The organism is Shewanella sp. 10N.286.54.B9 (assembly GCF_041468565.1).
Lineage (GTDB): Bacteria > Pseudomonadota > Gammaproteobacteria > Enterobacterales > Shewanellaceae > Shewanella.
This window is the reverse complement of the sequence record NZ_JBFRIY010000001.1, coordinates 21,844-48,150: the sequence shown is the minus strand read 5'-3', so window position 1 is coordinate 48,150 and position 26,307 is coordinate 21,844. Positions and strand designations below refer to the sequence as shown.

Annotated in this window: 22 protein-coding genes; 15 read left to right on the top strand and 7 right to left on the bottom strand. The window is 43.0% G+C overall.

Annotated elements, in window-relative coordinates:
- Window positions 1-3 precede the first annotated feature (3 nt).
- The 5 genes from AB4135_RS00190 to AB4135_RS00170 all read right to left on the bottom strand — a co-directional run bounded on the left by AB4135_RS00190 (window position 4) and on the right by AB4135_RS00170 (window position 7,085).
- Complete coding sequence (locus tag AB4135_RS00190; RefSeq protein WP_020913769.1) at window positions 4-189, bottom strand: DUF3545 family protein; 186 nt, start codon at window positions 187-189, stop codon at window positions 4-6.
- 234 nt (window positions 190-423) lie between these two features.
- A complete protein-coding gene (gene pgi / locus AB4135_RS00185) occupies window positions 424-2,061 on the bottom strand; it encodes a glucose-6-phosphate isomerase (RefSeq protein WP_371989276.1) in 1,638 nt (545 codons plus the stop codon).
- Window positions 2,062-2,079: 18 nt separating this feature from the next.
- Window positions 2,080-3,036, bottom strand: coding sequence for a transaldolase (gene tal, locus AB4135_RS00180; RefSeq protein WP_371989274.1), 957 nt, complete (start codon window positions 3,034-3,036; stop codon window positions 2,080-2,082).
- A 363-nt stretch (window positions 3,037-3,399) separates the two neighbouring features.
- The gene (locus AB4135_RS00175) at window positions 3,400-4,494 is read right to left on the bottom strand and encodes an OmpA family protein (RefSeq protein WP_371989272.1); all 1,095 of its coding nucleotides are present in this window, start codon (window positions 4,492-4,494) and stop codon (window positions 3,400-3,402) included.
- 224 nt (window positions 4,495-4,718) lie between these two features.
- Window positions 4,719-7,085, bottom strand: a complete 2,367-nt coding sequence (locus AB4135_RS00170; RefSeq protein ID WP_371989270.1) for a phosphoketolase family protein — start codon at window positions 7,083-7,085, stop codon at window positions 4,719-4,721.
- A 425-nt stretch (window positions 7,086-7,510) separates the two neighbouring features.
- Here AB4135_RS00170 and AB4135_RS00165 point away from each other — a divergent pair, with 425 nt between their 5' ends.
- Entirely contained in the window at window positions 7,511-8,953 is a 1,443-nt protein-coding gene (locus AB4135_RS00165) for an alanine/glycine:cation symporter family protein (protein WP_371989268.1), read from the top strand.
- A gap of 131 nt (window positions 8,954-9,084) precedes the next feature.
- Window positions 9,085-9,858: a peroxide stress protein YaaA gene (gene yaaA / locus AB4135_RS00160; protein ID WP_371989266.1), complete on the top strand. Its 774-nt coding sequence runs from the start codon at window positions 9,085-9,087 to the stop codon at window positions 9,856-9,858.
- Window positions 9,859-9,942: 84 nt separating this feature from the next.
- On the opposite strand, the gene AB4135_RS00155 is transcribed toward yaaA, so the two are convergent.
- A complete protein-coding gene (locus AB4135_RS00155; protein WP_371989264.1) occupies window positions 9,943-11,343 on the bottom strand; it encodes a M28 family peptidase in 1,401 nt (466 codons plus the stop codon).
- A 135-nt stretch (window positions 11,344-11,478) separates the two neighbouring features.
- On the opposite strand from AB4135_RS00155, the gene AB4135_RS00150 reads away from it, so the two are divergent.
- Window positions 11,479-11,793: a metalloregulator ArsR/SmtB family transcription factor gene (locus AB4135_RS00150; protein ID WP_020913760.1), complete on the top strand. Its 315-nt coding sequence runs from the start codon at window positions 11,479-11,481 to the stop codon at window positions 11,791-11,793.
- A 197-nt stretch (window positions 11,794-11,990) separates the two neighbouring features.
- Here the strand turns inward: AB4135_RS00150 and rpsT are convergent, their stop codons facing one another.
- On the bottom strand, window positions 11,991-12,257 hold the full coding sequence (gene rpsT, locus AB4135_RS00145) for a 30S ribosomal protein S20 (protein ID WP_020913759.1): 267 nt from the start codon (window positions 12,255-12,257) through the stop codon (window positions 11,991-11,993).
- Window positions 12,258-12,514: 257 nt separating this feature from the next.
- On the opposite strand from rpsT, the gene murJ reads away from it, so the two are divergent.
- The 12 genes from murJ (at window position 12,515) to AB4135_RS00085 (ending at window position 26,233) form a co-directional block, all read left to right on the top strand.
- The gene (gene murJ / locus AB4135_RS00140; protein ID WP_371989261.1) at window positions 12,515-14,074 is read left to right on the top strand and encodes a murein biosynthesis integral membrane protein MurJ; all 1,560 of its coding nucleotides are present in this window, start codon (window positions 12,515-12,517) and stop codon (window positions 14,072-14,074) included.
- A gap of 65 nt (window positions 14,075-14,139) precedes the next feature.
- Complete coding sequence (gene ribF / locus AB4135_RS00135) at window positions 14,140-15,075, top strand: bifunctional riboflavin kinase/FAD synthetase (RefSeq protein ID WP_371989260.1); 936 nt, start codon at window positions 14,140-14,142, stop codon at window positions 15,073-15,075.
- A gap of 30 nt (window positions 15,076-15,105) precedes the next feature.
- The gene (gene ileS, locus AB4135_RS00130) at window positions 15,106-17,928 is read left to right on the top strand and encodes an isoleucine--tRNA ligase (protein WP_371989258.1); all 2,823 of its coding nucleotides are present in this window, start codon (window positions 15,106-15,108) and stop codon (window positions 17,926-17,928) included.
- Between the two features lie 10 nt (window positions 17,929-17,938).
- Window positions 17,939-18,451, top strand: coding sequence for a signal peptidase II (gene lspA, locus AB4135_RS00125; RefSeq protein WP_371989256.1), 513 nt, complete (start codon window positions 17,939-17,941; stop codon window positions 18,449-18,451).
- Between the two features lie 5 nt (window positions 18,452-18,456).
- Window positions 18,457-18,879 carry an FKBP-type peptidyl-prolyl cis-trans isomerase gene (gene fkpB, locus AB4135_RS00120; protein WP_371989254.1) on the top strand — a complete coding sequence of 141 codons (423 nt, stop codon included), beginning with the start codon at window positions 18,457-18,459 and terminating at the stop codon, window positions 18,877-18,879.
- A gap of 2 nt (window positions 18,880-18,881) precedes the next feature.
- Window positions 18,882-19,811 (top strand): 4-hydroxy-3-methylbut-2-enyl diphosphate reductase, encoded by a 930-nt coding sequence (ispH, locus tag AB4135_RS00115; protein WP_371989252.1) that lies wholly within the window; start codon window positions 18,882-18,884, stop codon window positions 19,809-19,811.
- A gap of 232 nt (window positions 19,812-20,043) precedes the next feature.
- Window positions 20,044-20,565 (top strand): type IV pilus modification protein PilV, encoded by a 522-nt coding sequence (pilV, locus tag AB4135_RS00110; RefSeq protein ID WP_371989251.1) that lies wholly within the window; start codon window positions 20,044-20,046, stop codon window positions 20,563-20,565.
- Window positions 20,566-20,568: 3 nt separating this feature from the next.
- Window positions 20,569-21,558, top strand: a complete 990-nt coding sequence (locus tag AB4135_RS00105) for a PilW family protein (RefSeq protein ID WP_371989250.1) — start codon at window positions 20,569-20,571, stop codon at window positions 21,556-21,558.
- A gap of 1 nt (window position 21,559) precedes the next feature.
- Entirely contained in the window at window positions 21,560-22,003 is a 444-nt protein-coding gene (locus tag AB4135_RS00100) for a PilX N-terminal domain-containing pilus assembly protein (RefSeq protein ID WP_371989249.1), read from the top strand.
- Between the two features lie 2 nt (window positions 22,004-22,005).
- Window positions 22,006-25,533 (top strand): pilus assembly protein, encoded by a 3,528-nt coding sequence (locus tag AB4135_RS00095; protein ID WP_371989248.1) that lies wholly within the window; start codon window positions 22,006-22,008, stop codon window positions 25,531-25,533.
- A gap of 8 nt (window positions 25,534-25,541) precedes the next feature.
- Complete coding sequence (locus tag AB4135_RS00090; RefSeq protein ID WP_371989246.1) at window positions 25,542-25,934, top strand: type IV pilin protein; 393 nt, start codon at window positions 25,542-25,544, stop codon at window positions 25,932-25,934.
- Entirely contained in the window at window positions 25,934-26,233 is a 300-nt protein-coding gene (locus tag AB4135_RS00085) for a TapY2 family type IVa secretion system protein (RefSeq protein WP_371989244.1), read from the top strand. Before AB4135_RS00090 ends, AB4135_RS00085 begins: the two co-directional genes overlap by 1 nt.
- Window positions 26,234-26,307: the final 74 nt, after the last annotated feature.

The window sequence follows — 26,307 nt, the reverse complement described above, 5'->3', positions numbered from 1 at the left end:
TTGTTACATCAGGAGGGTGTCCAATTCACCTTCAAAGCTGGTGTCAATGTCCTGAAGTTCTTTAAGTAAGCGGTGCTTTTCCTTCAGAGCTTCAATTTCACGCCATTTCCGCTTTTTGTTGGAGCTTCTCGAGCGGCTTGGCTTCTCAACTATACTATCTAGCGCACTACCATAATCAAGTCGATTCATGGCAACCTCCTGTTGTTTATTTTGTCATCAAATAAATAGCATGTTTTTCAAGTATGGTGCAACATAAATGTTTCATTTATGTTAATCGGGTATGAAATTTCAGTGTCTAGAGAAAGGTGTTAATTTTGATAAACTTGAATTTTATTCATGTTTATTTGGGAATGTTGGCGATGAAAATCAAAAAAGCCAGTCGAAACTGGCTTTTTTAGTGTTATTAACTATTAAACCGAATGGTTAAATTTTATTCTGCTTGAATAGGTTAATTAACGCATTACTTGAAGTATCTAAATCTGTAGCATCAGATTGGGCTGTTAATCTGTCCAGCACATCATTACCCAACTGTTTACCTAGTTCTACACCCCATTGATCAAAAGAGTTGATCTGCCATATCGCACCTTGAACAAAAGTTCTGTGCTCATACAGTGCAATCAGCGCACCCAATGTTGTAGGCGTAAGCTTGTCCATTAGCAGTGTGTTGCTCGGTTTATTACCTGGCATCACTTTGTGTTGCGCAATAAGCTGCTTTTCACTATCTGACAATGAGCTACCGCTTAATTCAGCTAATGCTTCGTCGAAAGTCCTTCCCTGCATTAATGCTTGGGTTTGGCCAAAACAGTTTGAGGCTAGCTGAACATGGTGCTCACCAATTGGATTATGGCTATTTAACGGCATAATAAAATCGGCTGGGATAAGTGCAGTACCTTGATGAAGTAGCTGGTGGTAGGCATGCTGTCCATTGGTGCCTTCACCGCCCCAGATCACAGGTCCAGTACTGTAGTCCACATCAGTGCCATTAAGCGTGACTGATTTACCATTACTTTCCATATCAAGCTGTTGGAAGTATGCAGGCAGACCACGTAAGTAGTGATCATATGTCAGTACTACGTGAGATTGTGCATTAAAGAAATTACCGTACCACAGAGAAAACATTCCCATGATCACCGGCATATTGCTTTCGAGCGGGGTCTCTAGGAAGTGAATATCCATTTCGTGGGCACCAGCAAGCAGCTCACGAAAGTTGTCCATACCAACAAGCAGTGCGATAGGTAAACCAATTGCTGACCATAGTGAATAACGACCGCCAACCCAGTCCCACATTGGGAAGATGTTATTAGCATCAATACCAAATTCAGTGGCTTTAGCAACATTAGAGCTAACGGCAACAAAGTGCTTAGCAACATCTGCTTGCACAGCCCCTTGTGCTAAAAACCAATCTTTAGCACTTAATGTATTGGTCAATGTCTCTTGGGTGCCGAAAGATTTAGAGGACATGACAAACAATGTTGTCTCTGCATTGAGCCCTTTAAGCTTTTCAGTAATTGATGTGCCATCAACGTTGGCAACAAAATGACAATTTAGCTGGCCAGTCCAATAGGGACGCAGCGCTTGGGAGACTATTTTAGGACCTAAAAATGACCCACCAATGCCAATACTTACAACATCAGTAATGGTCTTGCCTGTATAGCCTTTCCACTCACCAGTTGTTACCGAGCCAACAAAGCTTTCCATTTTGTCTAAGGTTTGCTGAACTTCAGCAACAATGTTGACACCGTCAACGTTTATGACCTTATCTTTTGGCGCTCGAAGTGCAGTATGTAGTACTGCTCGCTGCTCAGTATTATTAATGGTGTCACCGGCAAACATGGCTTTGATTTTTTCTTCAAGTTTAGATTCTTTTGCCAATGCAAAAAGCAGTGACAAAGTTTCTGTTGAAGCTCTATTTTTAGAGTAATCTAAAAGCAGCCCGCATGCCTTGGTAGACATATCATCGAATCGCTGTGGCTGTTGTTTAAACAGCTCGCGCATGTGCGGCACAGTTTTACTATGTTGCTGGAGTGCTTGCCAACTGGCAAGCTGAGTCAGTTCGGTCATTTTAGTAGTCCTATTCCTTTAAGACGATAGCTCTGCTTTAAGCATGACTTCAAGTTTACCTTGGTCTACTGCAAAGTTACGGATCCCTTCAGCTAGTTTTTCTACAGCCATTGGATCTTCATTAAACTCCCAGCGGAACTGTGCTTCAGACATTGCAGGCTCGGCCGCAACCGTTTCTGTTGCAGGTAGCAATTTTTGTACGATAGGTGTATTGCTGTTTGATAACTCTTCTAACAGCGCGGGGCCAATAGTGAGTCGGTCACAACCAGCGAGTTCGATGATTTCACCTGTGTTACGGAAACTTGCTCCCATAACGACAGTGTTAAAGCCATGACGCTTATAGTAGTTGTAGATACTTGTTACCGACACCACACCTGGATCTTCTGCTGCTGAATACTCAAGTCCTGTATCTTTCTTATACCAATCAAGAATACGGCCGACAAATGGAGAGATCAGGTAAACCCCAGCTTCTGCACAAGCTCGAGCTTGAGCAAAACTAAATAGTAGCGTTAGGTTACAGTTGATACCTTCTTGTTCAAGCTCTTTAGCTGCGCAGATCCCTTCCCAAGTAGAGGCAAGTTTAATCAAAATACGTGACTTGTCGATACCAGCTTCTCTGTACAAAGCTATAAGCTTGTGTGCTTTTGCGATAGAGGCTGTTTTATCGAAAGATAGGCGAGCATCGACTTCTGTAGAGATGCGGCCTGGAACAATTTTAAGGATCTCTAAACCAATATTTACCGCAAGTTTGTCACCAGCATCTTCAATCTGCTGTTCAATATTGTCACTTTGGCTTTTTGCCCAAGTAATAGCATTGTCAATTAGACCACTGTATTCAGGGATCTGTGATGCTTTTAGGATGAGTGATGGGTTCGTTGTTGCATCTTCTGGTTGATAACGTTTTATGGCTTCAATATCACCGGTATCCGCCACGATAGTCGTGATGGGTTTAAGTTGTTCTAATGTGTTGGCCATGTGAATTACATCCTTCTCAATGAGCAGCATAAGTTTGATGGTTAATTAGCAGGTATTAAAAGCCATTTTAATGATCATTCCAACTAAATATGAAAAAAAATTACAGAAAAGTTGCAAAAAATCAGTAAAACAGCTTTTTTTGGTAATATAGCTACCAATATTAACGTTCGATTCTTGCAGTCTGATGAAATTTCTGTGCGATAGGCTGCTAAAACATAAATATTGAGTAATGCGCTAAAGCTTAGTTGTTGAGTATAGTGGCTGCAGCAATTAAACAAAAAGCCCACAGCTATAAAACTGTGAGCTTGTCAAAATCAACTAACAAATACGATATCAATTATTATCGAAATAATAAGATCGTGTTTACTTAAGCACTGGTACTTTTTCCGTTCCAGTTACATGCGCGTCGATACGGCGGTTAGCTTGGTTAGCCTCTTTAGAGCTTCCCTCAATTAACGGTTGGGTAATGCCGTAACCCTTAGATGATACTCTTCCAGGTGCTATGCCATATTCATTGATAAGTACATCTGCAACGGCAATAGCTCGACGTTCAGACAGCGCCATATTGTAATCAGCAGCGCCAGTATTAGAGGCATGGCCCGCAATGATGACCTCTGAATTTGGGTGCTTATTCATGTATTCGGCTAGATCCTTAATGTCACTGTAAGATGCTTCTTTTACTGTGGCTGAATTCGTGGCAAATTTAGCTTCAATCTCGAATTTATCTTCGGTCTCTTGATAGATGGTACAGCCATTACTATCAACTTTGTGAGTCGCTGGCGTATCTGGACATTGATCAATATCATCATTGACGCCATCGTTATCAGCATCACCAACGACAACGGCTACAGGCACAATCGGCTTAGACTTACTACCGAAGCGATAGCTTAGTTCAAGTCCCCAATAGTTGCTTTCCATCTCCAGTGTTTTCCACTTATCTTCGTCTAGATTTTCATAACGACGATACTTAGCTTGTAGTTTTAGGTTATCGGTAATGTTGTAGCCGATACCTGCTCCAATATATGGTGCTACACCGCTATCACTATAGTATTCACTGCCGTAATTTTTGTTGTTGGAGATGAGATAGTTAAATGCACCTGCTTCTGCTGATAAGCTCCAGCGATTGGCAAATGGCCAAAATGCGACTAAGCCTAGATTCATGCCTCGGGCGCCGACGTCATTAAGCTTGTTTGAGTAGTCTACCCACTCAGCGCGGCCTAAGTCGCGATAGCCTAACTCAACACCAAAGTAATCGTTAAATAGATAACCAGCAAACACATCCCATGCATATGGGTCATCATCACCACAGGTTTTCATGGTTTTTTGATCGCAATTAGGCTCATAGTTGTTGACGCCTAAACCGCCACCAACATACCAAGGGCTCATACCATCTGCAGCCGTGGCTGCAAAAGGTAGCATTGAAGTTAGCAATACTGCTTGTAGAGTTTTGTTCATCATTCGTAATCCTTATGTTTTATTTATAAAACTCCTCCGCCTACTTAATACTTAAGTAGTGCTAGCGCTTATCACGGAGATCCTTTGGTTTTATAGCTAGCTGACACTATTATCCGTCGCGAATGTAACATTTTCCACTTTATTGTTGATAAGGGTGTAAATTTTTTGCAAAAAAAAGGTGCCTTCTTGAGAGGGCACCTTTCTATTTGGGGAAATTTAAGGAGGCGTTATCGCGTCCACACCCAGTTTTCAATGCTTACAGGATCAACACCATTCGCTTTGATGTAATTTCTGTGGTCTACCAAACGTTGCAACATATCGGTAGTTAATGCGACGTGTTGGGTCTCATCAATAACGCCTTGCTGGAATAGTTTGTAAGCCATATCAATAACAAGGTGGTAACGAGAAGTACCATTACGAACACCCATATCAAATGGTGTGGTTGTTGAACCTTCTTCTTCGTAGCCTTTGATTCTGAAACGGTCGCTGCCTTTGTAGTCAAACACGAGTTTCTTAATCGTATTCGGGTAGCCATGGTAGTTGAATACCACACCTTTATCCGCTGTGAATACTTCATCCATCAACCATGGCTTGCTTTGGAAGTCTAAGCTACCTAAGCCGCTACTCGTAAGCTCAGTGACACTGACAAAACGAATGCGTACGCGTGGTAATAGCTCTCTGATAAGTACCAGTGCTGCCATCGCTTCTTGAGTCACGTAGTCACCACAACCAACCAGTACCACATCTGGGTTTTCATCAGACGCAAAATCCCAAACCATGACACCGTCTTTAGCTTGCTGACGTGCTTCATCAAGTGTTAGCCACTGTGGAAGGTCTTTCTTACCAGCGACTAAGATGTTTAGCTTGTCGCGATCAGCGTATGCACGTTCAGTATAAACAAGCGTGCTGTTACCATCAGCTGGAAGGTAGGCTGAGATAATCTTAGGGTGCTTCTCAAGCATTGCCCCAAGGAAAGATGGGTTCTGATGAGAGTAACCGTTGTGATCTTGGCGCTCAAGGAGTGACGAAAGTACTACGTTACAAGCAGGTACTGGTTTACGGAAGTGTACACCTTGGCTAGCGTATACATACTTACAGTATTGGTCAGCCATTGACGAAACAACTTGTGAGAAAGCTTCATAAGTTGGGAACATCGCGTGGCGGCCAGTTACTGTGTAACCATGTAGCATACCGAAAAGTAGGTTCTCAGATAGCAACTCAATGACACGACCATCGCGAGACATGTCCTCGTCCCAGCTTTCGATAGGCCACTGCCATGCGCGGTCAGTTTCTTCGAACACAGCTTGTAACTGGTTAGAATAGGTTTCATCTGGACAGAAGATACGCAGGTTACGTTGGTCACGGTTAAGTTTAAATGCATCACGCATCCACTCGCCCATCTTGAACATTGATAGACCACGTTGACCACGAGGTGTCTCAGGGCCGTAGGCTAGCTTTTCAAGATCTGGGTTTGCTAAGGCGCGAACCACTTCACCACCATAACTTAGGTGCTGACGACCACAAGATAGCTCTTTAGGCGGAATGAGGGACTGAATATCTTTGTCAAAAATCAGCTCACCTTGTTCGTTAATGCTGTAAAGCTCATTGAACTTATAGCTAGCAAGCCAAGTGTTTAGTGCGTCAAGGTGACCTTTGTCGGTAGCACACTTGTTGACTATAACTTGGTGTGACTCGCAGTTACCTTCAAGCTTCTTACCATTATATTCAGAAGTACCAGTCCAACCTTTAGCTGTGCGCATTAGAATGACAGGCCAGCGTGGCTTAACAACATCTTCGCCCGCTCTAGCGCGAGTTTGAATGTCATTAATCATTTCGTATGACAAGTCCATAGCAGCAGTCATCTGCTCATAGACATCTTGCTCTAGCTCATCGTCTACGATGATTGGGTGGTAACCAAGACCGCGGAATTCTAGGTCAAGTTCTTCATGGCTCATTCTTCCCATACGAGTAGGGCCTGAAATCTTGTAGCCATTAATATGTACAATAGGAAGTACTGCACCGTTGTTCTTTGGTGAAACAAGACGGTTTGCATACCAAGAGGCTGCAAGTGGGCCAGTTTCTGATTCGCCATCACCAATTAGGCAAGCTGCAATTAAATCTGGGTTATCTAGTACGGCGCCCCACGCAACTGAAAGTGAGTAACCAAGTTCACCACCTTCTAGAATTTGACCTGGTGCTTCAGGGTTTGCATGAGAAGGGTAGCCATATGCTGCAGAGAACTTCTGGCAGATATCAGTGATACCCGTTTCATTATATGGAATAGTGTCAGGATAAAAATGACTAAGTGAGCCTTCCATGAAGAGGTTCGCCTGTACTGCTGGGAAACCGTGACCAGGGCCAACAAGGTATACAAATGAACGATTATGCTTAGTAATCAGTCGGTTAACGTTTGCGTATACAAAGTTAATACCTGGACATGTTCCCCAGTGACCAAGTAGTCTTGGCTTAATATCTGTGTGAGCTAAAGCACGTTTATGTAGCACGTTTTGCTTTAGGTAAATTTGTGATGTCGCCAAAAAGTTAGTTGCTCTAACGAATTTCTTTAAGGAAACGATCTCTTGTTGATGTGACATAAATAACCCCATTTACGTAATCAGAAAGTTAAACAAATTTGATGGGAACTACTATATTTGTAATTTTATTACAAAAACGTGTCCTACATCTTATTTATAGAAAGTAATTTGTACTGATAAATGTAGTAAAACTAGATGTAAATGATGTGTTATTTTAGTTAATCTAGTTGGATATGTTTAAAGGTTCCTGTGATTCGGATGTCAGCTAAATGATGATGTGTGATCTATATCACTCAGGGTTAAAGCAATGCTATGCTATTTTGCAGCGCGGAATGCGGCAGGCGTGACGGTAATTTAATCACGTATGGATAATTCAAAAAGAAAATCTGCCGACATTTAAATACATTAGGAAGGATAAACACAAGCCAAACCTAATCCAGTGTCACAACGCTCGATTATGTTTGTCGTGGGGATAAATAATAATTATGTTCGAACCGTTAATTAATGCAGTTGAATCTACAATCAACGCCGTCAACGGCGTGTTGTGGGGAAGCTTACTTATTTATGTATTAGTCGCCGCTGGCGTACTCTTTACGCTTCGCTTGGGCTTTATACAGTTTAGATTGTTTGGCCATGGGGTTAAGTTAGTGCTCCAGGGACGCGAAAAAGTCAATGGTATCTCCTCTTTTCAAGTTTTTTGTACCTCAATGGCTGCTCGTGTAGGTACCGGTAATATGGCTGGTGTTGCAGTTGCGATAACCGTAGGTGGCGCTGGTGCTATTTTCTGGATGTGGCTAATTGCACTTCTTGGTATGGCAACCGCATTTATTGAGTCAACACTTGCTCAAGTCTACAAAGTCAAAGACAGTGACGGGCAATATCGCGGCGGTCCTGCTTATTACATGGAAAAAGGCCTAGGTAAGAAGTGGATGGGAATACTTTTCTCCATACTACTTATTATTGCTTTTGGTTTTGCTTTCAACGCGGCACAAGCTAACACCATGACTGATGCATTGAATAACGCATTCGGTTTAGACAAGACACTTGTTGGCTTAGTCATTGTTATGGCGTCTGCCTACATTATTTGTGGTGGCTTGAAAAAGGTTGCACGTGCGTCAGAGCTTATCGTGCCAGTGATGGCCGTCGCATACTTAGCAATCGCTATGGTTGTTTTGGTCATTAATATTGACCAAGTACCTGCTGCATTAACGCTAATTGTTAAAAGTGCATTTGGTTGGGAAGAAGCGGCTGGTGGCGCGATGGGTGCAATGATGGCGGGTATTGCTCGTGGTCTATTCTCAAACGAAGCGGGTATGGGTAGCGCGGCTAACATTGCTGCATCTGCAACGCCAAACCCGAACCACCCTGCGTCACAAGGCTTTGTACAGATGATTGGCGTATTTGTTGATACAATCGTTATCTGTAGTGCATCGGCGGCAATTATCCTACTGTCTGGTGTGTTAGACAACCCTGGTGAGCAGAAGGGTATTGGTCTATTGCAGTTAGCGCTTAGCAATGAGCTAGGTGGTTGGTCTGCATACTTCATCGCATTCGCGATAATACTATTTTGTTTCTCATCAATTATTGCTAACTACAGTTATGCAGAAAACAACATCATGTTCCTGACCAAGAGTAAGAAAATTCTGTATGTTTTCCGCGCCCTTGTGTTGGCGATGGTGATGACAGGCTCTGTGGCTTCGCTGCAGTTAGTGTGGAACTTTGCAGATGTTTCGATGGGACTCATGGCTTTGGTCAATATCGCTGCAATTGTGATGCTGTCTAAGGTGGCATTTGCTGTCGTTAAAGATTATGAGCGTCAGATTAAGCAAGGCTTAGTGCCAACATTTGATGCCACTCAATTCCCTGAAATAAAAGGCGTTGAGACGGGTGAGTGGTCTGATGGAAAGAGCGCTACAACCAAGTCTTAAATAGAAGTTTAAGCTTGATGCGGTAAGTTGAATTAGCGCAATCTAAAAAACCACGCTTTATAAGCGTGGTTTTTTTGTTTTTGATCAGTATGATTGTCACAGTTTAACAATATCTATGTATAGGACATCACATGTTAATTCTGGTTTCACCTGCAAAAACATTAGACTTTGAAAACCCTGCGGGTACTCAAAGTTATTCAATTCCTACGCTGTTGGCTCAAAGTGAGCAGCTGATTGATGTCTGCCGTAAGTTAACACCAAGCGATATTGCCTCTTTGATGAAGGTCAGTGATAAAATTGCTGGACTCAACGTAGCAAGGTTTAGTAGTTGGGATGCTAATTTCACTACTGAGAATGCGAAACAAGCGGTGTTCGCTTTTAGAGGTGATGTTTATACCGGTCTTGATGCTGATACATTGTCAGAAGTGAGCTTACAGAAAGCACAGCAGCAGCTACGGATCCTGTCTGGCTTATATGGATTATTGAAACCATTAGATTTGATGCAAGCTTATCGTTTAGAGATGGGAACGCGCTTAAGTAATGCTAGAGGGACAAACCTTTATCAGTTCTGGGGCGATATTATTACTGATGAAATCAATCGGACAACTGCCGCTCAAGGTGATGAGTTTATTATTAATCTTGCTTCTAACGAGTACTTTAAAGCGGTTAAGCATAAACAGCTGACTGCAAACTTAGTGACGCCAGTCTTTAAGGATAAAAAGAACGCTCAATATAAGGTGATCAGCTTCTTTGCTAAGAAAGCTCGAGGGATGATGGTGCGCTATATTCTGGACAACAATGTTGAATCATTGGATGCACTGATAAAATTTGATAGTGCTGGTTATTATTATAGCGAAGCTGAATCGACGGTTGCTGCGCCAGTGTTCTTGCGAGAAGAGCAGTAGTCGCCAACTCGAAAAAAAGCAGCCATATGGCTGCTTTTTTATTTTCACAAGTTTACCCAATTAAGCTGGGGTATTTTGCCACTACTATTTTGCCACTATTGGACGTAACTCGATGGTTGACTGTGCCATTAAGTAAGCAAACTGAGCGTAAGCGGCGACATTTTGTTTAAGTGCAGCTGGCTCTATTTTATCTAAGGTATCATTGGGTGTGTGGTGGTAGTCAAAGTAATCTGTGCCATCTTGTCTTAATGAAGCAACTGGAACACCTAGTGAAGGTAACATAGAGACATCAGGGCCTCCTGAGGCTTTATTAGTGCCTAAAACCACGCCATTGTTAGCCATTGGCGCTGAAAGGGCTAATAATTGGGGATAGGCGCTCTCACTCGCTCTAAAATCAACTTGATAGATACGACCCGCCCCAAAATCAGACTCGGCGGCAATATAATGATTACCTAGCTCCGCTTGGTGCGCTTTTGCATACGCCTTACCACCAACAAGCCCCACCTCTTCAGCGGCATATAAAACAACTCTTATCGTTCTAGCTGGCTTGGTGGGTAGATCTTGAATTAGCTTACCAGCGGCAGTGACTATACCCACACCGGCGCCATCATCAATCGCGCCAGTGCCTTCGTCCCAAGAGTCTAGATGAGCACCTATCAACACTATCTCTTCTGGTTTACTAGAGCCAATGACTTCAGCTATAACGTTGTATGAAGTGGCAAAGCCTTGGTTTTGAGACGAAAGCTGCAAGTTAATGGTAATATTGCTATCACGTTTTAACATCGCGTTGATCAAATCCGCATCCGGGCTAGACATAGCTGCAGCTGGAATTTTAGCGACGCCCTCCTTATATCTCATCATGCCAGTATGGGCCATTCGGTCATGATCGGTGCCAATAGAGCGGATCATGACTGCCACAGCACCTTTTTCAGCTGCAGCAACAGCGCCTCTAGAGCGGCCTCCTACGCTTTTTCCATAGCCTTTACCAGTAATATGACGTTCGGTAATGTGATCGATGAAGACAATTTTGCCCTGTACATCAGCAGGCTCTGCCAGTTTTAGCGCAGCTAAGTTGTCGAAACGAATGATATTGGCCTCAACACCGCTTGCAGGCGTTGAAACACTGCCACCTAAAGCTGTGATAACAAGCGGTTGAGGGTAAGGGGCTACGATAGAAGCTTTGGCTTCGCCTCGGTGCCATACCGGCACCTGTACCGCTTCTTTGTAGACTTTATCAAAACCAAGTGAATTAAGTTTTGATTCTGCCCACTGCACTGCAATAAGATCTTTATCGCTGCCAGCGAGTCTCGGGCCAACCTCGACGGTTAATGACTCGACCAGTTCGTAAGCAAGATTTGAGCTTAATGCTTGCTGCTGAAGTTGCATGGCAACCGTCTCATTTGGGCTGTTTATTGGTTGAGTTTGGCACCCCAGTAAACTGCCTAAAAAAACACCGGCGGCAAGTTTGAGATAGATACTTTTCATGAGTTTCCTTTGTTTTTATTACTTATGTCCCATTTTTGAAAACAATCTAGCAAAAAGTGTGCTTCATGTCCCGACTATATCTGTAAGTCAACGCTATATTAGACCGTCGGTTTGTTTTAGGAGAAATAGCTCGTAATGAATATAGAATTAATGCAGCAACGAGCAGACCATGCCGTTGTATTGTTGAAGGCGATGGCTAATGAACGTCGTCTGTTTATCTTGTGCTATCTTCTTAACGAAGGGGAGATGTGCGTTGGTGAAATGAACAAGAAATTGGGATTGAGCCAGTCAGCGCTTTCGCAGCACCTTGCGTGGTTACGTAAAGACAATTTAGTTGAAACCCGCAAAGAAGCTCAAACAGTATATTACTCGTTAAAAAGTGATGAAGTTGCTGAGATTATTAAGCTACTTAATAATATTTACAGCGAAAGCTTACAAACGGTAGCGTAATAGCATTAAAAAGAAGAAAGCTAAGTTAGGTTTTCTTTGTAATGTTAACGTTTCACTAGTTGTAAAAAAATAGAGAGGCTATCCTCTCTATTTTTTTGTCTGAAATTTGTACATTGATTGCCTACTATCGCTCGGGCTCAAATTACAGGCATAAAAAAACCGGCCTAGGCCGGTTTTTAATTGCTTTAAACTATAACTTAAGCAGCAAGTGCTTTAATTTTAGCATTCAAGCGTGACTTATAACGAGCAGCCTTATTCTTATGAATAAGACCTTTAGTCGCCATACGGTCAACAATTGGTTGTGCTGTTACGAAAGCAGCAGTAGCTGATTCGTGATCACCTGCATTGATTGCAGCGATTACTTTCTTTACGTAAGTACGTAGCATTGAGCTACGGCTTGCGTTGTGCTGACGACGCTTCTCAGACTGAAGCGCGCGCTTCTTTGCAGACTTGCTATTAGCCAAGGTGCAACTCCTAAAACTGGGTTTGGTATTTTTAAGGTCGAGGAATATGCCCTATTTATGTCACTTTGTCAATGACAATGATTGAATCAGTTCGATTAACTCAAAATAATCCAACCAGCTTGGCTATCTTCAACCTAACTCGTGTAATATGGTGCGCAATTCTAGCAGGTATTGCTTTGAGACAATAGAGGCAAGCGCCATTTTGTGCGTGATATCGCCTAAGTATTTTAGCTCTAATAACAAGAGCAGGGGACGTTTTGAGCAGAAAGCTATTTAGATCTGGCATGATTGTCAGTGCTATGACACTAATTTCACGCGTTTTAGGTTTGGTTCGAGATGTGGTTATCGCCAACCTCATGGGAGCTGGAAGCAGTGCAGATGTTTTTTTCTTCGCTAATAAGATCCCTAATTTTTTAAGACGACTTTTCGCTGAAGGTGCATTTGCACAAGCCTTTGTGCCGGTATTAACTGAGTATCAAGAAAAAAACAGTGACGAAGAGGTCAGGGAACTTCTCGGGAAGGTGGCAGGAACACTGGGTGTTCTCGTCAGTGTGGTAACCTTATTTGGCGTTATCGCTTCTCCAGTGTTAGCGGCGTTGTTTGGTGGCGGTTGGTTTCTTGCCTGGTTAAATGATGCACCCGGCGGAGAAAAGTTTGAACTTGCTGCTCTAATGCTAAAAATAACCTTCCCCTATCTTTGGTTTATAACCTTTACCGCTTTGGCAGGCTCGATATTGAACACTCGCGGCCGTTTTGCGGTCTCTGCGTTTACGCCTGTTTTCCTTAACATTGCCATTATTACCGCAGCCCTATTTTTAGCGCCTAATCTACAGCAGCCTGAAATAGGCTTAGCGTGGGGGGTATTTTTTGGTGGATTGATCCAATTCTTGTTTCAAATTCCTTTTTTATTAAGAGAAAAAGCGATTGTAAAACCGAGTTGGGGCTGGAGTCACCCAGGAGTCACCAAGATTAGAACATTGATGATCCCTGCACTTTTTGGTGTGTCAGTTTCACAAATCAATTTGTTATTCGATACCTTTATTGCCAGTTTCTTAATGACAGGTTCCATTAGTTGGCTCTATTACTCTGATCGATTACTCGAGTTTCCGCTTGGCCTGTTTGGTATTGCGATTGCGACAGTCATCTTACCTGCATTGTCGAAACGTCATGTAAACGCAGAAAGCCAAGCTTTTTCACAAACAATGGACTGGGGCGTAAAAGCTATCATCTTACTCGGGCTTCCTGCTATGTGTGGCTTAATCATGCTTGCTAAGCCGATGTTGATGGTATTATTTATGCGCGGTGCTTTTACTTACGAAGACGTAGAAATGGCCTCCTATAGCTTAATGGCATACGGCAGTGGCCTACTGAGTTTTATGTTGATTAAGATTCTAGCGCCAGGTTATTACTCTCGCCAAGATACTAAAACGCCAGTGCGGTATGGCATTATTGCCATGGTGAGTAATATGGTATTTAACCTAATATTTGCTATACCTTTTGGTTATGTTGGTTTGGCTATTGCCACTTCTATGTCGGCATTGTTAAATGCGTGTCTATTGTATCGGGGATTACACAAAGCTAATGTGTATCGCTTAAGTGCATCGACCTTGATCTTTTCAATGAAGTCGTTAGTTGCTGGCCTCATCATGGTCGCAGCCATCTATTATCTAGAGCCGCCGATTGTCACATGGTTGGAGTTTTCATTGTTAGAACGTGGGTTGGAGTTAGCAAAGTTGATTGCAATTGCAGCAATTTGCTACTTTATTTGCTTAGTTTTGTTGGGAATTCGCCCTTGGAAGATGAAAGCTGCCGTTTGAGTGCTGATTATAAAGGCTAGCTGGTATATAATCCGCCCATTTACTCTCATGTGTCGTGTAAGATAATGGAATTGATCCGCGGTATTCATAATATTTTGCCTCAGCATCATGGTTGCGTATTAACAATAGGCAACTTTGACGGCGTCCACCGTGGCCATGCTGAAGTGATTAATAGGCTGGTAGATAAAGCAAAGCATTTAGACTTACCAGCGGTTGTGATGACATTTGAACCGCAGCCACAAGAGTTTTTTCGCGGTGATAATGCACCAGCTCGGTTGAGCTTATTGCGTGACAAAGTGATGTTACTCGATGAGTTATCAATTGATCGAATGCTCTGTATAAATTTCAATAAGAAGTTTGCCGATTATACAGCTGAAGATTTTGTTGAGCAGTTATTGGTCAAAGCTCTTGGTGTAAAGTACTTAGTGGTAGGTGATGATTTCTGCTTTGGCAAGCAGCGTCAAGGCAATTTCGATATGCTGCGAAAAGCGGGTGAGAAGTTTGGTTTTGCTGTAGTCAGTACACAAAGTTTCGTCCTTGGCGACACACGGGTTAGCTCTACAGAAGTCAGACGACTACTTGCAGAGGGAAATATGGAACAGGCAAGACGCTTGCTTGGTCATCCATTTATTCTGAGTGGCAAGGTCGCACATGGCCAGAAAATTGGGCGAACCATTGGTTTTCCAACCGCTAATATCGCATTGAAGCGCAAAGTCACTCCCGTTAGAGGTGTGTTTGCCGTTAAGCTTTATTGGGATAATAGTGATATATATGAAGGCGTAGCTAACGTCGGTTTTAGACCAACGGTTAATGGCCAAGTATGTCAGTTAGAAGTCCACTTGTTTGATTTTGATGGTGACCTTTATGGTAAAACTGTTGAAGTTGAGTTGGTGGCAAAGATTAGAGACGAGCAGCCATTTGGATCACTAGATGCGCTGAAAAAACAAATTAAAAATGATGCTGATAAAGCGAAAGCTTTACTCGGCAGCGATGCAGGCTAATAGCTTAGCTAACAAAACGGTAAAGGGTTAATGAGCGACTATAAATCTACTTTGAATTTGCCGGAAACAGAGTTTCCGATGCGTGGTAACTTGGCTAATCGTGAGCCAGAGATGTTGAAATCCTGGAACGAGAAAGGACTGTACCAACAGATCCGTGAAAGCCGTAAAGATAGTAAACCGTTTATTTTGCATGATGGTCCTCCATATGCGAACGGCGATATCCATATTGGCCACTCAGTTAATAAAATTCTTAAAGATATTATTATTAAGTCAAAGACCATGTCTGGTTTTGATGCGCCGTACATTCCTGGTTGGGACTGTCATGGTCTACCTATTGAGCTTAAAGTTGAGCAAAAAGTCGGTAAGCCGGGTCATAAGGTTAGCGCTTCTGAGTTCCGCCAAAAGTGCCGTGAATATGCAGCAAAGCAAGTTGATGGTCAGCGTGATGACTTTATCCGTTTAGGTGTATTTGCCGATTGGCAAAATCCTTACCTAACGATGGATTACAACACCGAAGCCAATATCGTTCGTTCACTATCAAAAGTGATCGACAGCGGTCACCTGCACAAAGGTGTTAAGCCTGTGCATTGGTGTACAGACTGTGGCTCTGCGCTAGCAGAAGCTGAAGTTGAGTACGAAGACAAAATGTCTCCAGCAATCGATGTTGCATTCACCGTTGTTGATAAGCCTGCGCTGTTAGCCAAATTTGGTTTAACTGAGTACGCGCATCCTATTTCAATGGTTATTTGGACCACCACGCCTTGGACATTGCCTGCTAACCGTGCATTATCAGTAGCAGGACAGTTAGAGTACACCTTGGTTGAGATGGTTAAAGATGGCCAAACTCAAGCACTAGTGTTAGCACAAGAGTTAGTTGAATCATGTGTTGAGCGTTTTGGTGCAGAATCGCACAAGGTACTAGCCAACGTGCTAGGTAGCGAGCTTGAGCTACTGCGTTTTAACCACCCATTCTATGATTTTGATGTGCCAGTGATCCTTGGCGAGCATGTTACGGTCGAGTCTGGTACTGGTGTGGTGCATACCGCTCCAGGTCATGGTCAAGACGATTTCGTCGTCGGTCAAAAATATGGCTTAGAGGTTGCTAACCCTGTTGGCGATAATGGCGTTTATAAAGCAGATACTGAAATATTTGCAGGTCAGCACGTATTTAAAGCTAACAAGAGTGTTGTTGCACTATTGGAAGAGAAAGGCGCGCTGCTTAATCATGTGGCTATTAACCATAGTTACCCGCATTGCTGGCGTCATAAAACACCGATTATTTTCCGTGCTACGCCACAATGGTTCATCTCTATGGATCAAAAAGGTTTGCGTACTCAAGCGTTGAGCGAAATTGAGCAAACGCAATGGATCCCTGATTGGGGACAGAGCCGCATCGAGAAAATGGTTGAGAATCGTCCTGATTGGTGTATCTCTCGCCAACGTACTTGGGGTGTGCCAATTACGCTGTTTGTACATCGTGAAACAGAAGAACTACACCCAGATAGTGTGTCACTGATGGAGCGCGTTGCTAACCGCATCGAGCAAGAAGGTATTCAAGCTTGGTGGGATCTAGATGCATCAGAGCTATTAGGTGATGAAGCTGAGCAGTACCGTAAAGTGACTGACACATTAGATGTTTGGTATGACTCAGGTTCTACCTTCTCGTCAGTGGTTGCTTCACGTCCAGAATTTAACGGCCACGAAATCGATCTTTACCTAGAAGGTAGCGATCAGCATCGTGGTTGGTTTATGTCATCATTAATGATCTCTACTGCGATGAATGGCAAAGCGCCATACAAGCAAGTGCTGACTCATGGTTTTACCGTTGACGGTAAAGGCCGCAAGATGTCTAAATCTGTTGGTAACGTGATTGCACCGCAACATGTAACCAATAAGCTAGGTGCTGACATTTTACGTTTATGGGTTGCTGCGACAGATTACAGTGGTGAAATGACGGTTTCTGACGAAATCCTAAAGCGTAGCGCCGATGCATATCGCCGAATTCGTAACACCGCTCGCTTCCTACTTGCGAACATCAATGGCTTTAACCCTGAGACCGATATGGTTGCCGTTGAAGATATGGTTGCATTGGACCGTTGGGTTGTTCGTCGCGCAGCTGCGCTGCAACAAGAGCTACTAGAAGCGTACGATCAGTACAACTTCCATTTAGTTACGCAGAAGTTGATGCAGTTCTGCTCAGTAGAATTGGGTAGCTTCTACCTCGATATCATTAAAGACAGACAGTACACAGCAAAAGATGACAGCAATGCGCGTCGTAGTTGTCAATCTGCACTGTACCTTATCTCTGAGGCTATGGTGCGTTGGATTGCGCCAGTATTAAGCTTTACTGCAGATGAAATTTGGAAGCTTCTTCCTGGTGAGCGTGGAGAGTTTGTCTTTACTGAAACTTGGTACGAAGGTCTGCAATCAGTCACGTTAGATTCAGACTTGAGTGATGAATACTGGGATCAATTGCTGGCAGTTCGCGCAGAAGTTAACAAAGTGATTGAGAATGCTCGTCGTGAAAAGCAGATCGGTGGTTCACTAGAAGCTGAAATTACTCTGTTTGCTGATGAAGCATTGTCTGCCGCGCTTAGCACACTTGGTGATGAGTTACGCTTTGTACTGTTAACTTCTCAAACAGAGGTTGTAGCACTAAGTGAAGCGCCAGCTGATGCGATTGAAACTGAGCTTGCATCACTAAAACTTGGGCTTAAAAAGTCTGAAGCAGAGAAGTGTGAGCGCTGCTGGCATCACAGAGAAGATGTAGGTCAAGTGACTGAGCATCCGACACTGTGTACACGCTGTGTGACCAATATTGAAGGTGAAGGCGAAACTCGCCAGTTTGCATAAAGGATCCGTAATGCCCACTTCTTGGAAAGACAGTGGCCTACGTTGGTATTGGATAGTTGTGTTGGTGTTTATCGCCGACCAGCTATCTAAGCAGTGGGTGTTGTCGAGTTTTAATCTTGGTGAGTCTATACAGTTATTGCCAGTCTTTAACTTTACCTATGTACGTAACTATGGCGCTGCATTTAGCTTTTTAAGTGATGCTGGCGGCTGGCAACGTTGGTTATTTACCTTCGTCGCGGTCGGCTTTAGTATTTTACTTTCGGTATGGCTACGTCAGCAACCAAGTAAAATGTGGCGCTTAAATCTCGCTTATACGTTAGTCATTGGCGGCGCACTAGGAAATCTAATCGATCGTCTGCAGCATGGTTTTGTGGTCGACTTCTTAGATTTTTATTGGAAAACCAGCCATTTCCCAGCATTTAATATTGCCGATTCTGCAATCTGTGTTGGTGCGGGTTTAATTATTTTAGATTCTTTTGTATCGGATAAAGATGTCAAAAAATCAGATGATATAAAGGAGTGATCTGAATGTCAGATAACCATTCAATTTTATGCCACATGAATATCGTACTTGAAGATGGCTCCACAGCTGAAAGTACTCGCTCAAGTGGTAAGCCTGCACGATTTAATGTTGGCGATGAAAGTTTAAGCCCTGCGTTTGAGACTGAAATTGTTAACCTTAAAGAGGGTGACAAGCACAGTTTTACCTTGCAGCCAGCCGATACTTTTGGTGAGTCTAATCCAGATGCGGTGCATCACATGGATAAGAGCCGTTTCCCAGCGGATATGACGCTTGAGCCTGGTGTGATAGTCAGCTTTGCAGGCCCAGGTGGCAGTGAAGTGCCAGGCATGGTGCGTGACGTCATTGGTGACTCAGTGACAATCGATCTCAACCATCCATTGGCAGGTCAAGTATTAACCTTTGAGCTTGAAGTGGTACAGGTACTGTAATTATGAAAATTCTTCTGGCAAACCCACGAGGTTTTTGCGCTGGTGTTGACCGCGCAATTAGTATTGTAGAGCGTGCATTAGAGCTTTTCTCTCCTCCTATCTATGTTCGTCATGAAGTGGTGCATAACCGCTACGTGGTACAGAACCTTAAAGATCGTGGGGCGGTGTTTGTTGAAGAGTTAGATCAAGTACCTGATGAAAGCATTGTTATTTTTAGTGCCCATGGTGTGTCACAAGCTGTACGCGCAGAAGCTAAAGCTCGCGGCCTGAAAGTGTTTGATGCTACCTGCCCACTGGTGACAAAAGTGCATTTGCAAGTCACTCGAGCAAGCCGTAAAGGTATCGAGTGTATTTTGATTGGTCACGCTGGTCATCCAGAAGTCGAAGGCACAATGGGTCAATACGATAACCCAGAAGGCGGTGTACACTTAGTTGAGTCTCCTGAAGATGTGGCAAAGCTTGAGGTTAAAGATCCAGACAACTTATGCTTTGTGACTCAAACGACGCTATCAATGGATGATACTGCGGACGTGATAGCTTCATTGCAACAGAAGTACCCTGCTATTGAGGGGCCGCGTAAAGATGATATTTGCTATGCAACCCAAAATCGCCAAGACGCAGTGCGTAATGTTGCCGAAGAAGTCGAGTTATTTATCGTAGTTGGCTCCAAGAACAGTTCAAACTCTAATCGTTTGCGCGAATTAGCACAAAAGAAGGGCACTAACTCATACTTGGTAGACAATGCCGATGATGTTGATCCTACTTGGTTCAACGGTATTCAGCGAGTAGCGGTCACTGCTGGCGCATCCGCTCCAGAAGTTTTAGTGAAGCAGGTGGTAGATGCTATTGCTGATATGGCACCTAGCGTTATTACCGAAGTGGAAGGGCGATTAGAAGATACCGTATTTGCGGTACCCGCTGAATTACGCTAACGATTACTGCTAAACATCAAATATTAAAGAGGCTGAAGCCTCTTTTTTTATGCTTAAAATTCAGACACATCATTGCTGTTTACTCTATAAACGATGACTTGTACTAAGCAAGTATTCGACTAAACTTCATTTAACATGTATGCTGGTGTTTGCTCGCTAAGTCACAGATTTTAAAGAGTAAAAACCTTAAATTAACGTCAAGAATATGACGAAGGCAAAGGAATTGACAGCAATGAAAAATCAACAACGGGGGCTATCGCTAATCGAACTAATGGTCTCGTTAGTTATTTTAGTTGTTGGTCTTATTGGTATTTTTAATCTACACCTTGTTGCCAAACGTGGCAGTTTTGAATCTTTTCAGCAAACTCAAGCAGCTTATCTTGCCAACGATATTGTCAACCGAATTAAACTCAACCGTAGCTTGCTCACATCATATACCGGAACCTATACAGGCAAGTTATCTAAACCTGCGAAATCTTGCGATGTAAGTGTTGGTACTAATGTTACCTGCACTAATGCAGAAACCTTATCTTGGGATCTCTATCAATGGGAAACATTATTTACTGAACTGGATGACACAACAGCCTGTATATCTGCGCAGAGTAGCGGCAGTGTTGAAGTAGTGATGAGTTGGAGGGGGATCAGGGAGATGAGTGATGGTGCTGCTGGAACTAATCAATCTACTTTGGTAAAAGGGTGTGGTTCGGCTAACAAGCGCCGTCGAATTTATTCGTTGAAAACAATAATTATTTAAATTATGAATAAAAAAATAATAGGGAAGTGGCAAACAGGCTTTTCGTTAGTAGAGCTGATGGTTGCAATGTTGGTGAGTTTGTTCTTATCGGCTGGTCTTTTTTCTATGTTCGCAATGTCATCATCTAATGTGGCGACAACTAGTCAGTTTAACCAACTTCAAGAAAATGGCCGTGTAGCGTTGGCACTGATCGAACGGGATGTGAGTCAAGCAGGTTTCATGGCTGAGTTGACAGGTACTAATCTCAGTGTTGGCGTGAATACAACGATTCAGGCTAGTGCTATTGCTACTACGAGTGATTGTGTTGGAGGAGGGGTTAACAATGCTAGCTTTCCGGTTCAAAATAGTCTGGCCAACTTTAGGAAAATGTGGGGCTATGAAAGTGGAGTCTCCACTGAGTCGTTTAGCTGCTTAAGTTCTACGTTATCTGGTACAGATGTCTTGCAAATAAAGCGCCTAATTGGCCCTGCTGTGACCACTTTTAATACTAATTCTTACTATATGGCGACTAACCTGAATCAAGCCGTTATTTTTTCTGGTAGCCAAGCCGCACCGTCGTTAGATAATGCAAGGTTTTGGGAATATCAACATCATATTTACTTCATCAAAACTGACAATGGTGTCCCAGTGCTGATGAGAAGAGTACTCGGAGTTGGTGGGATGAAAACCAGTGCTAGTTATGAACAACTAGTTGAAGGTGTTGAGAATCTTAGGGTTATGTATGGCTTCGATTTTGACGGTGATGATAGTGCAGACAGTTTTATGCCTGCGGAGAACATAACTTCTGCAATGTGGGATGGTTCGCCAGCTCAAAGATTAGTGGCTCTTAGAATTTATATCTTAATTAGAACGCTCGAAGAAGATGATAGTTACGATAACGACAATAGTTATGAACTTGGCGATAAGACGATAGCTGCAACCAATGATGGTTTTAGAAGGCGGGTATTGTCTTCTACTATCGTATTAGAAAATCCAATATTGGTGAGTAATTAATATGCAGATTCGTAAAGAGAAAGGGATCGTGTTGTTTTTCTCAATCATTATCCTCCTTATTATGACGGTAATAGGAGTTGCATTAGCGGTTAACTCGACCCAATCAATAAGAATGGCAGGTGCAGGTTCTGAACGTATTGAAGCGATGGCTAACGCTCATGGATCAATCGATCGACTGGTAGACAATAACAAAGGGACTGACTTCGCTTCTTTGACGGCTAACCCTGCAGATATCACTGATAGTGAATTCCCTGTAACAAGTGCACTTACGCTACTTGCTGATAACGGAGTTTGTAAAAGGAGTAGCCAGGCTACTCAACCTGATTTGATCGGCTGTGTGACGATAGAAATATCCAGTCAGGCGACATTTGGCAGAAATAATATGGGACAACTCACTGTTGTCTCCGGAATTGAGCAAGAAATATTAGGGTCAACAGGGAACTGATTATGAAATTTAGACAATTTTTAATCACAGTTGCGACAGCGCTTACTATGGTGTCTGGTGCTAGTTATTCTGATGATACTGAGCTTTATGTATTTGAATCTTCTGCACGCTCAGGTTCTAGACCTCAAGTTCTCATCATTTTTGATAATTCAGGCAGTATGAGAACGAAAGAGTACAGTGAAAGCTTCTACTCTCGCGGTGAGACTGTTTCGGATAGCACAAAGCTTTATTATGCAAAAGGTGGTGGCGCAGTCCCTGATCCAACAAGCAGTAATTATTTTTATCATTCAGTTAATGGTTGTGAGTCATCAAAAGAGTACTTAACTGATTATGGAGTATTTACGGGCTTTTTAAGGGAGTATGGTTTTGTTGGTGAAAATGGTACTTGGCTAGAGCTACCGGATACCTTAGGGAGCTCAGTATCCCAAGTTGATTGTTTTGAAGACTTTGAAACCGATAGCAGCTTAAAGTTTGGCAATGCTAATGGTGTTGCAAATGGATTTCCAGTCGATAGCTTAGGCTCAAAGGCGGCGCCTGTTCCATATACTAACATTTCAAGCAGTGCGTCATCTTCTGATATTGAAGATGCGGTAGATAGCGCATTCTTAACCAAGTTTGGTACTGGGAAATCCGTAACACTTTATACTGAGCGCTATGTCAATTGGTACCATGGTTATAAATCGAGTAGTTGGCAGACTCGAATGAAAATTGCTAAACGGGTAATGGAAGATACGGTAGTCACCACGCCAAGCGTGGATTTTGGTCTTGCAATTTTTAACTATAACACCAGCAAAAGTTCCGACGGTGGACGTATAATTTCCGGTATTAAGCGACTTAGTACCGGAGACAAAATTAGTCTCGTTGATAAAATTAACGACCTAAATGCTGAAACTAACACACCACTTTGTGAAACATTGTACGAAGCATATCGTTATTTCTCAGGCGGTGGAGTTCATTTTGCCAAAGAAGCGGGCAGCATGACGCCTACTAGAGATAAAAGTATTGAAAGTGGCAGTAATTATATTTCTCCCTTTAAGAGCTCCCAGTGTTCAAATCGCTCTTATGTCGTCTACATCACAGATGGTTCACCGACTCAAGATTCTGCTGCAAATTATAAAGTGTCCAAAATGAGTGGCTATAAGTCTTCAGAGCGAGTTGATGGGAGTTACCTTCCAGCTCTGGCAAGCATTATGCATCGTAAAGATGTTAATCCTTCACTAGCGGGTGATCAATTTGTTACCACCTATACCATTGGTTTTAGCGAAGGGGCGTCCGATGCTGCTCCTATCCTTAAAAAGACTGCTGAGCTTAGCGGTGGAACATACTTTGCCGCTAAAAATGCGACTCAATTACAATCAGCTCTGCAACAAGTTTTTTCACAAATCTTGGAGGTTAATGCTAGTTTTACTTCGCCGTCGATAGCAAGTAACAACTTCGATAGAACTCAAACCTTTGACTCTGTTTATTACGCAATGTTCTTGCCTAATAAGGGCCCTAGGTGGATGGGGAATATTAAGAAGTTTAAGGTCACAGGCAGCGGAGATATAGTTGATAAAAATGGTAAAAAAGCTATTGGAGCTGATGGTAATTTAAGTAACTCAGCCTGTTCCTATTGGACCCCTAACAGTGTTTGTAGCGCTAGTAGTGGCGGAGGCGATGGCAACGATGTAAGAGTTGGTGGTATCGCACACGAGTTGAGAACAACCTCTAGTCGTACACTATATGGAAACTTTGGCTCCAATGGTGGATTGGCTACCTTTAGTAAGAGCAATGCGTCGTCTGTAGCTGGTGGGGATGCTGCACTAGCGAGTTATATGGGAGTGACTCAAAGTAGCTTAAACAGCTATTTTGATTGGGCTAAAGGTAAGGATGTCGATGATGACGATAACGACTCTTCAAAAACTGATGCAAGACAAGACATTTTTGGCGACCCGTTGCACTCTAAACCATTGGCTATGAACTTTGGTACAGCAGGCTCACCAGATATTAGGGTAATCGTTGGTACTAATCATGGATATTTGCATATGTTTAAAGATGAAGATACTTCAGTATCTGAATCATGGGCATTTATGCCTTATGAGCTATTACCTAATATCCGTGAATTGAAAGCTAACGTGCCAACCGGTGTCCATTCTGTATATGGACTAGATAGCGCTCCTGTTTCCTATGTCAAATCGGCTGCAGACGGTTCAATAGAAAAGGCCTGGGTTTTTGTTGGCATGCGTCGAGGAGGAAAGTCATACTATGCCTTAGATATAAGTAAGCCCGATAAACCAACTTTTATGTGGAAGATAAACTCCAATAGTACTGGTATGGAGGAGCTTGGACAGACTTGGGCTGAACCCGTAGTGACTTATATACCTGGTTGGCCAGCAGGGAATACCGAGTTCTCTAAAGCTAAACCAGTGCTTATTTTGGGCGCAGGTTACTCCCCAGCAACCAAAGATAGCGCAGCTGTTGGTAGCCCTGATACTCTTGGGCGTGGGGTATTTATTGTTGACGCAGAAACCGGAGCTCTGATTCATACATTTGCAGCTAGCGGGGGCGCGTCAGTTACTCAGCTTCCTGGGATAACCGATAGTATTCCTAATTCCGTTGCTGTACTAGACAGTAACGGAGACAAACTAACAGACAGGATCTACGCAACAGATACCGGGGCAAATGTTTGGCGTATCGATTTACCTAGCGCCAATCCAAAGGACTCTACTAAGCCTTGGACCGCGTTTAAGTTTGCCGATCTTGGTGGAGGTGCTACGACTTCAGATAGGCGCTTCTTTGCTGAACCAGCAGTAGCTCAAACGATGTTTACTAATATTTCAGAAGTGGATGTAACTGTGGGCGGCACAACAACGACCACTAAGACCTATCAAAATGTACCCTACGATGCAGTTGTCGTTGGTTCTGGGCATAGACCACATCCACTAGATCTGCTGCGAAGTGACAAGTTTTTCACTTTGCAAGATAGAAACGTTGTAACTCGCCCGTTTAATGGTGCCACAGGTAACGAGATCCCTGCCGCAATAACTTTAGCTAACCTGTACAATGTATCTACCGCTTCACCTAAGACAGAATCTGAAAATATTGAATTTGGTACTAAACGTGGTTGGTATTATCAATTTGGTAGTAATGGTGAGAAAAGTCTCTCTGCCGCAACAATAATTCAAGGACGAGTCTTTTTTACTTCCTATGTACCGGGTGACAATTCTGATGCAAACCAATGTTTAGTTTCTGGCGTTGGCAGGTTGTATGGTTTTGATTTGCACCGAGGAATACGATCATATACTCACGAGTATATGGAGATGGGTGAGCGAGTTCCTGATACCCCTCAACTTGTTATTCCACCAAATGGTGAGGATGATAGTTATATGTACCTAATTGGGATCGGTGCAGCTGGAGATAAAATGGAGTATAAGGATTGCCCTGAAGGAAGCTTGAATTGTCCGCCACCTCCTCCTTGTGAACCTGGGGACAACAAGTGTATCGGTGGTGGCCCGGGAGTGAACCGAATTTACTATCATGTTGATGACTAGGCGAGAGTATGAGAAAAAAAATGGGCTTCACCTTAATTGAAGTGATGATCGTGGTTGCACTGATTGGTATTTTATCAACTATTGCATACCCATCTTATATCGATTATGTCGCAAAAGGAGTTAGGGCTGAAAGTTTAACTGTGTTAACGGATGGGGCAAACCGTCAGGAGCAGTTCTATTTGGATAATCGCAGCTATACATCGAATATGGTTAGTTTAGGTTATGCTAAAAATCCTTATGTAACTGAAAGTGGCTATTATAGCGTCGCTGCGACAACAAGTGGTACCGGCAGTTTTACTTTGAAAGCGACTGCACAAGGAGAGCAGGCATCTAGAGATTCTGCGTGCAAAGTGATTGAAATTACAGAAACTGGGGCAAAGAGCCCTACAGGATGTTGGTAATGAAGTGGTTAATACTCATGAGCCTCTTAATGAATAGTGTTGTATATGCTGAAGAGGAAAAAATCTCCAAACAAGACTTTAAATGTTATGTAGACACAAGTATAAATGAGCAAGTCGTTTTTTATCGTTGGCAAGTGGATAAGGCTGCGAGTCTAATGGCTTCTTTGCCAGCATCTAGAGCCGCTGAAAATGAGCGAGGGCAGAGTGCTTATATAAAAGATGTATATGAGTGTGTCGCGTTAGAGGAAGATTTCTCCAGTATCAAAGCTAAAAAACTTGATAGAGCAACGCTAAGATAATGCGGTTACGGTTTTGGCTGCCGCAAAAGGTTTTTGGCATTAGCTTGAGATATATCGCTATTAAAGCCTTTATT

Bases quoted from the DNA above. Each gene is read 5' to 3' on its own strand.
- AB4135_RS00190 (WP_020913769.1), bottom strand. From the start codon at position 189: ATGAATCGACTTGATTATGGTAGTGCGCTAGATAGTATAGTTGAGAAG.
- pgi (WP_371989276.1), bottom strand. From the start codon at position 2,061: ATGACCGAACTGACTCAGCTTGCCAGTTGGCAAGCACTCCAGCAACAT.
- tal (WP_371989274.1), bottom strand. From the start codon at position 3,036: ATGGCCAACACATTAGAACAACTTAAACCCATCACGACTATCGTGGCG.
- AB4135_RS00175 (WP_371989272.1), bottom strand. From the start codon at position 4,494: ATGATGAACAAAACTCTACAAGCAGTATTGCTAACTTCAATGCTACCT.
- AB4135_RS00170 (WP_371989270.1), bottom strand. From the start codon at position 7,085: ATGTCACATCAACAAGAGATCGTTTCCTTAAAGAAATTCGTTAGAGCA.
- AB4135_RS00165 (WP_371989268.1), top strand. From the start codon at position 7,511: ATGTTCGAACCGTTAATTAATGCAGTTGAATCTACAATCAACGCCGTC.
- yaaA (WP_371989266.1), top strand. From the start codon at position 9,085: ATGTTAATTCTGGTTTCACCTGCAAAAACATTAGACTTTGAAAACCCT.
- AB4135_RS00155 (WP_371989264.1), bottom strand. From the start codon at position 11,343: ATGAAAAGTATCTATCTCAAACTTGCCGCCGGTGTTTTTTTAGGCAGT.
- AB4135_RS00150 (WP_020913760.1), top strand. From the start codon at position 11,479: ATGAATATAGAATTAATGCAGCAACGAGCAGACCATGCCGTTGTATTG.
- ribF (WP_371989260.1), top strand. From the start codon at position 14,140: ATGGAATTGATCCGCGGTATTCATAATATTTTGCCTCAGCATCATGGT.
- ileS (WP_371989258.1), top strand. From the start codon at position 15,106: ATGAGCGACTATAAATCTACTTTGAATTTGCCGGAAACAGAGTTTCCG.
- lspA (WP_371989256.1), top strand. From the start codon at position 17,939: ATGCCCACTTCTTGGAAAGACAGTGGCCTACGTTGGTATTGGATAGTT.
- fkpB (WP_371989254.1), top strand. From the start codon at position 18,457: ATGTCAGATAACCATTCAATTTTATGCCACATGAATATCGTACTTGAA.
- ispH (WP_371989252.1), top strand. From the start codon at position 18,882: ATGAAAATTCTTCTGGCAAACCCACGAGGTTTTTGCGCTGGTGTTGAC.
- pilV (WP_371989251.1), top strand. From the start codon at position 20,044: ATGAAAAATCAACAACGGGGGCTATCGCTAATCGAACTAATGGTCTCG.
- AB4135_RS00105 (WP_371989250.1), top strand. From the start codon at position 20,569: ATGAATAAAAAAATAATAGGGAAGTGGCAAACAGGCTTTTCGTTAGTA.
- AB4135_RS00100 (WP_371989249.1), top strand. From the start codon at position 21,560: ATGCAGATTCGTAAAGAGAAAGGGATCGTGTTGTTTTTCTCAATCATT.
- AB4135_RS00095 (WP_371989248.1), top strand. From the start codon at position 22,006: ATGAAATTTAGACAATTTTTAATCACAGTTGCGACAGCGCTTACTATG.
- AB4135_RS00090 (WP_371989246.1), top strand. From the start codon at position 25,542: ATGAGAAAAAAAATGGGCTTCACCTTAATTGAAGTGATGATCGTGGTT.
- AB4135_RS00085 (WP_371989244.1), top strand. From the start codon at position 25,934: ATGAAGTGGTTAATACTCATGAGCCTCTTAATGAATAGTGTTGTATAT.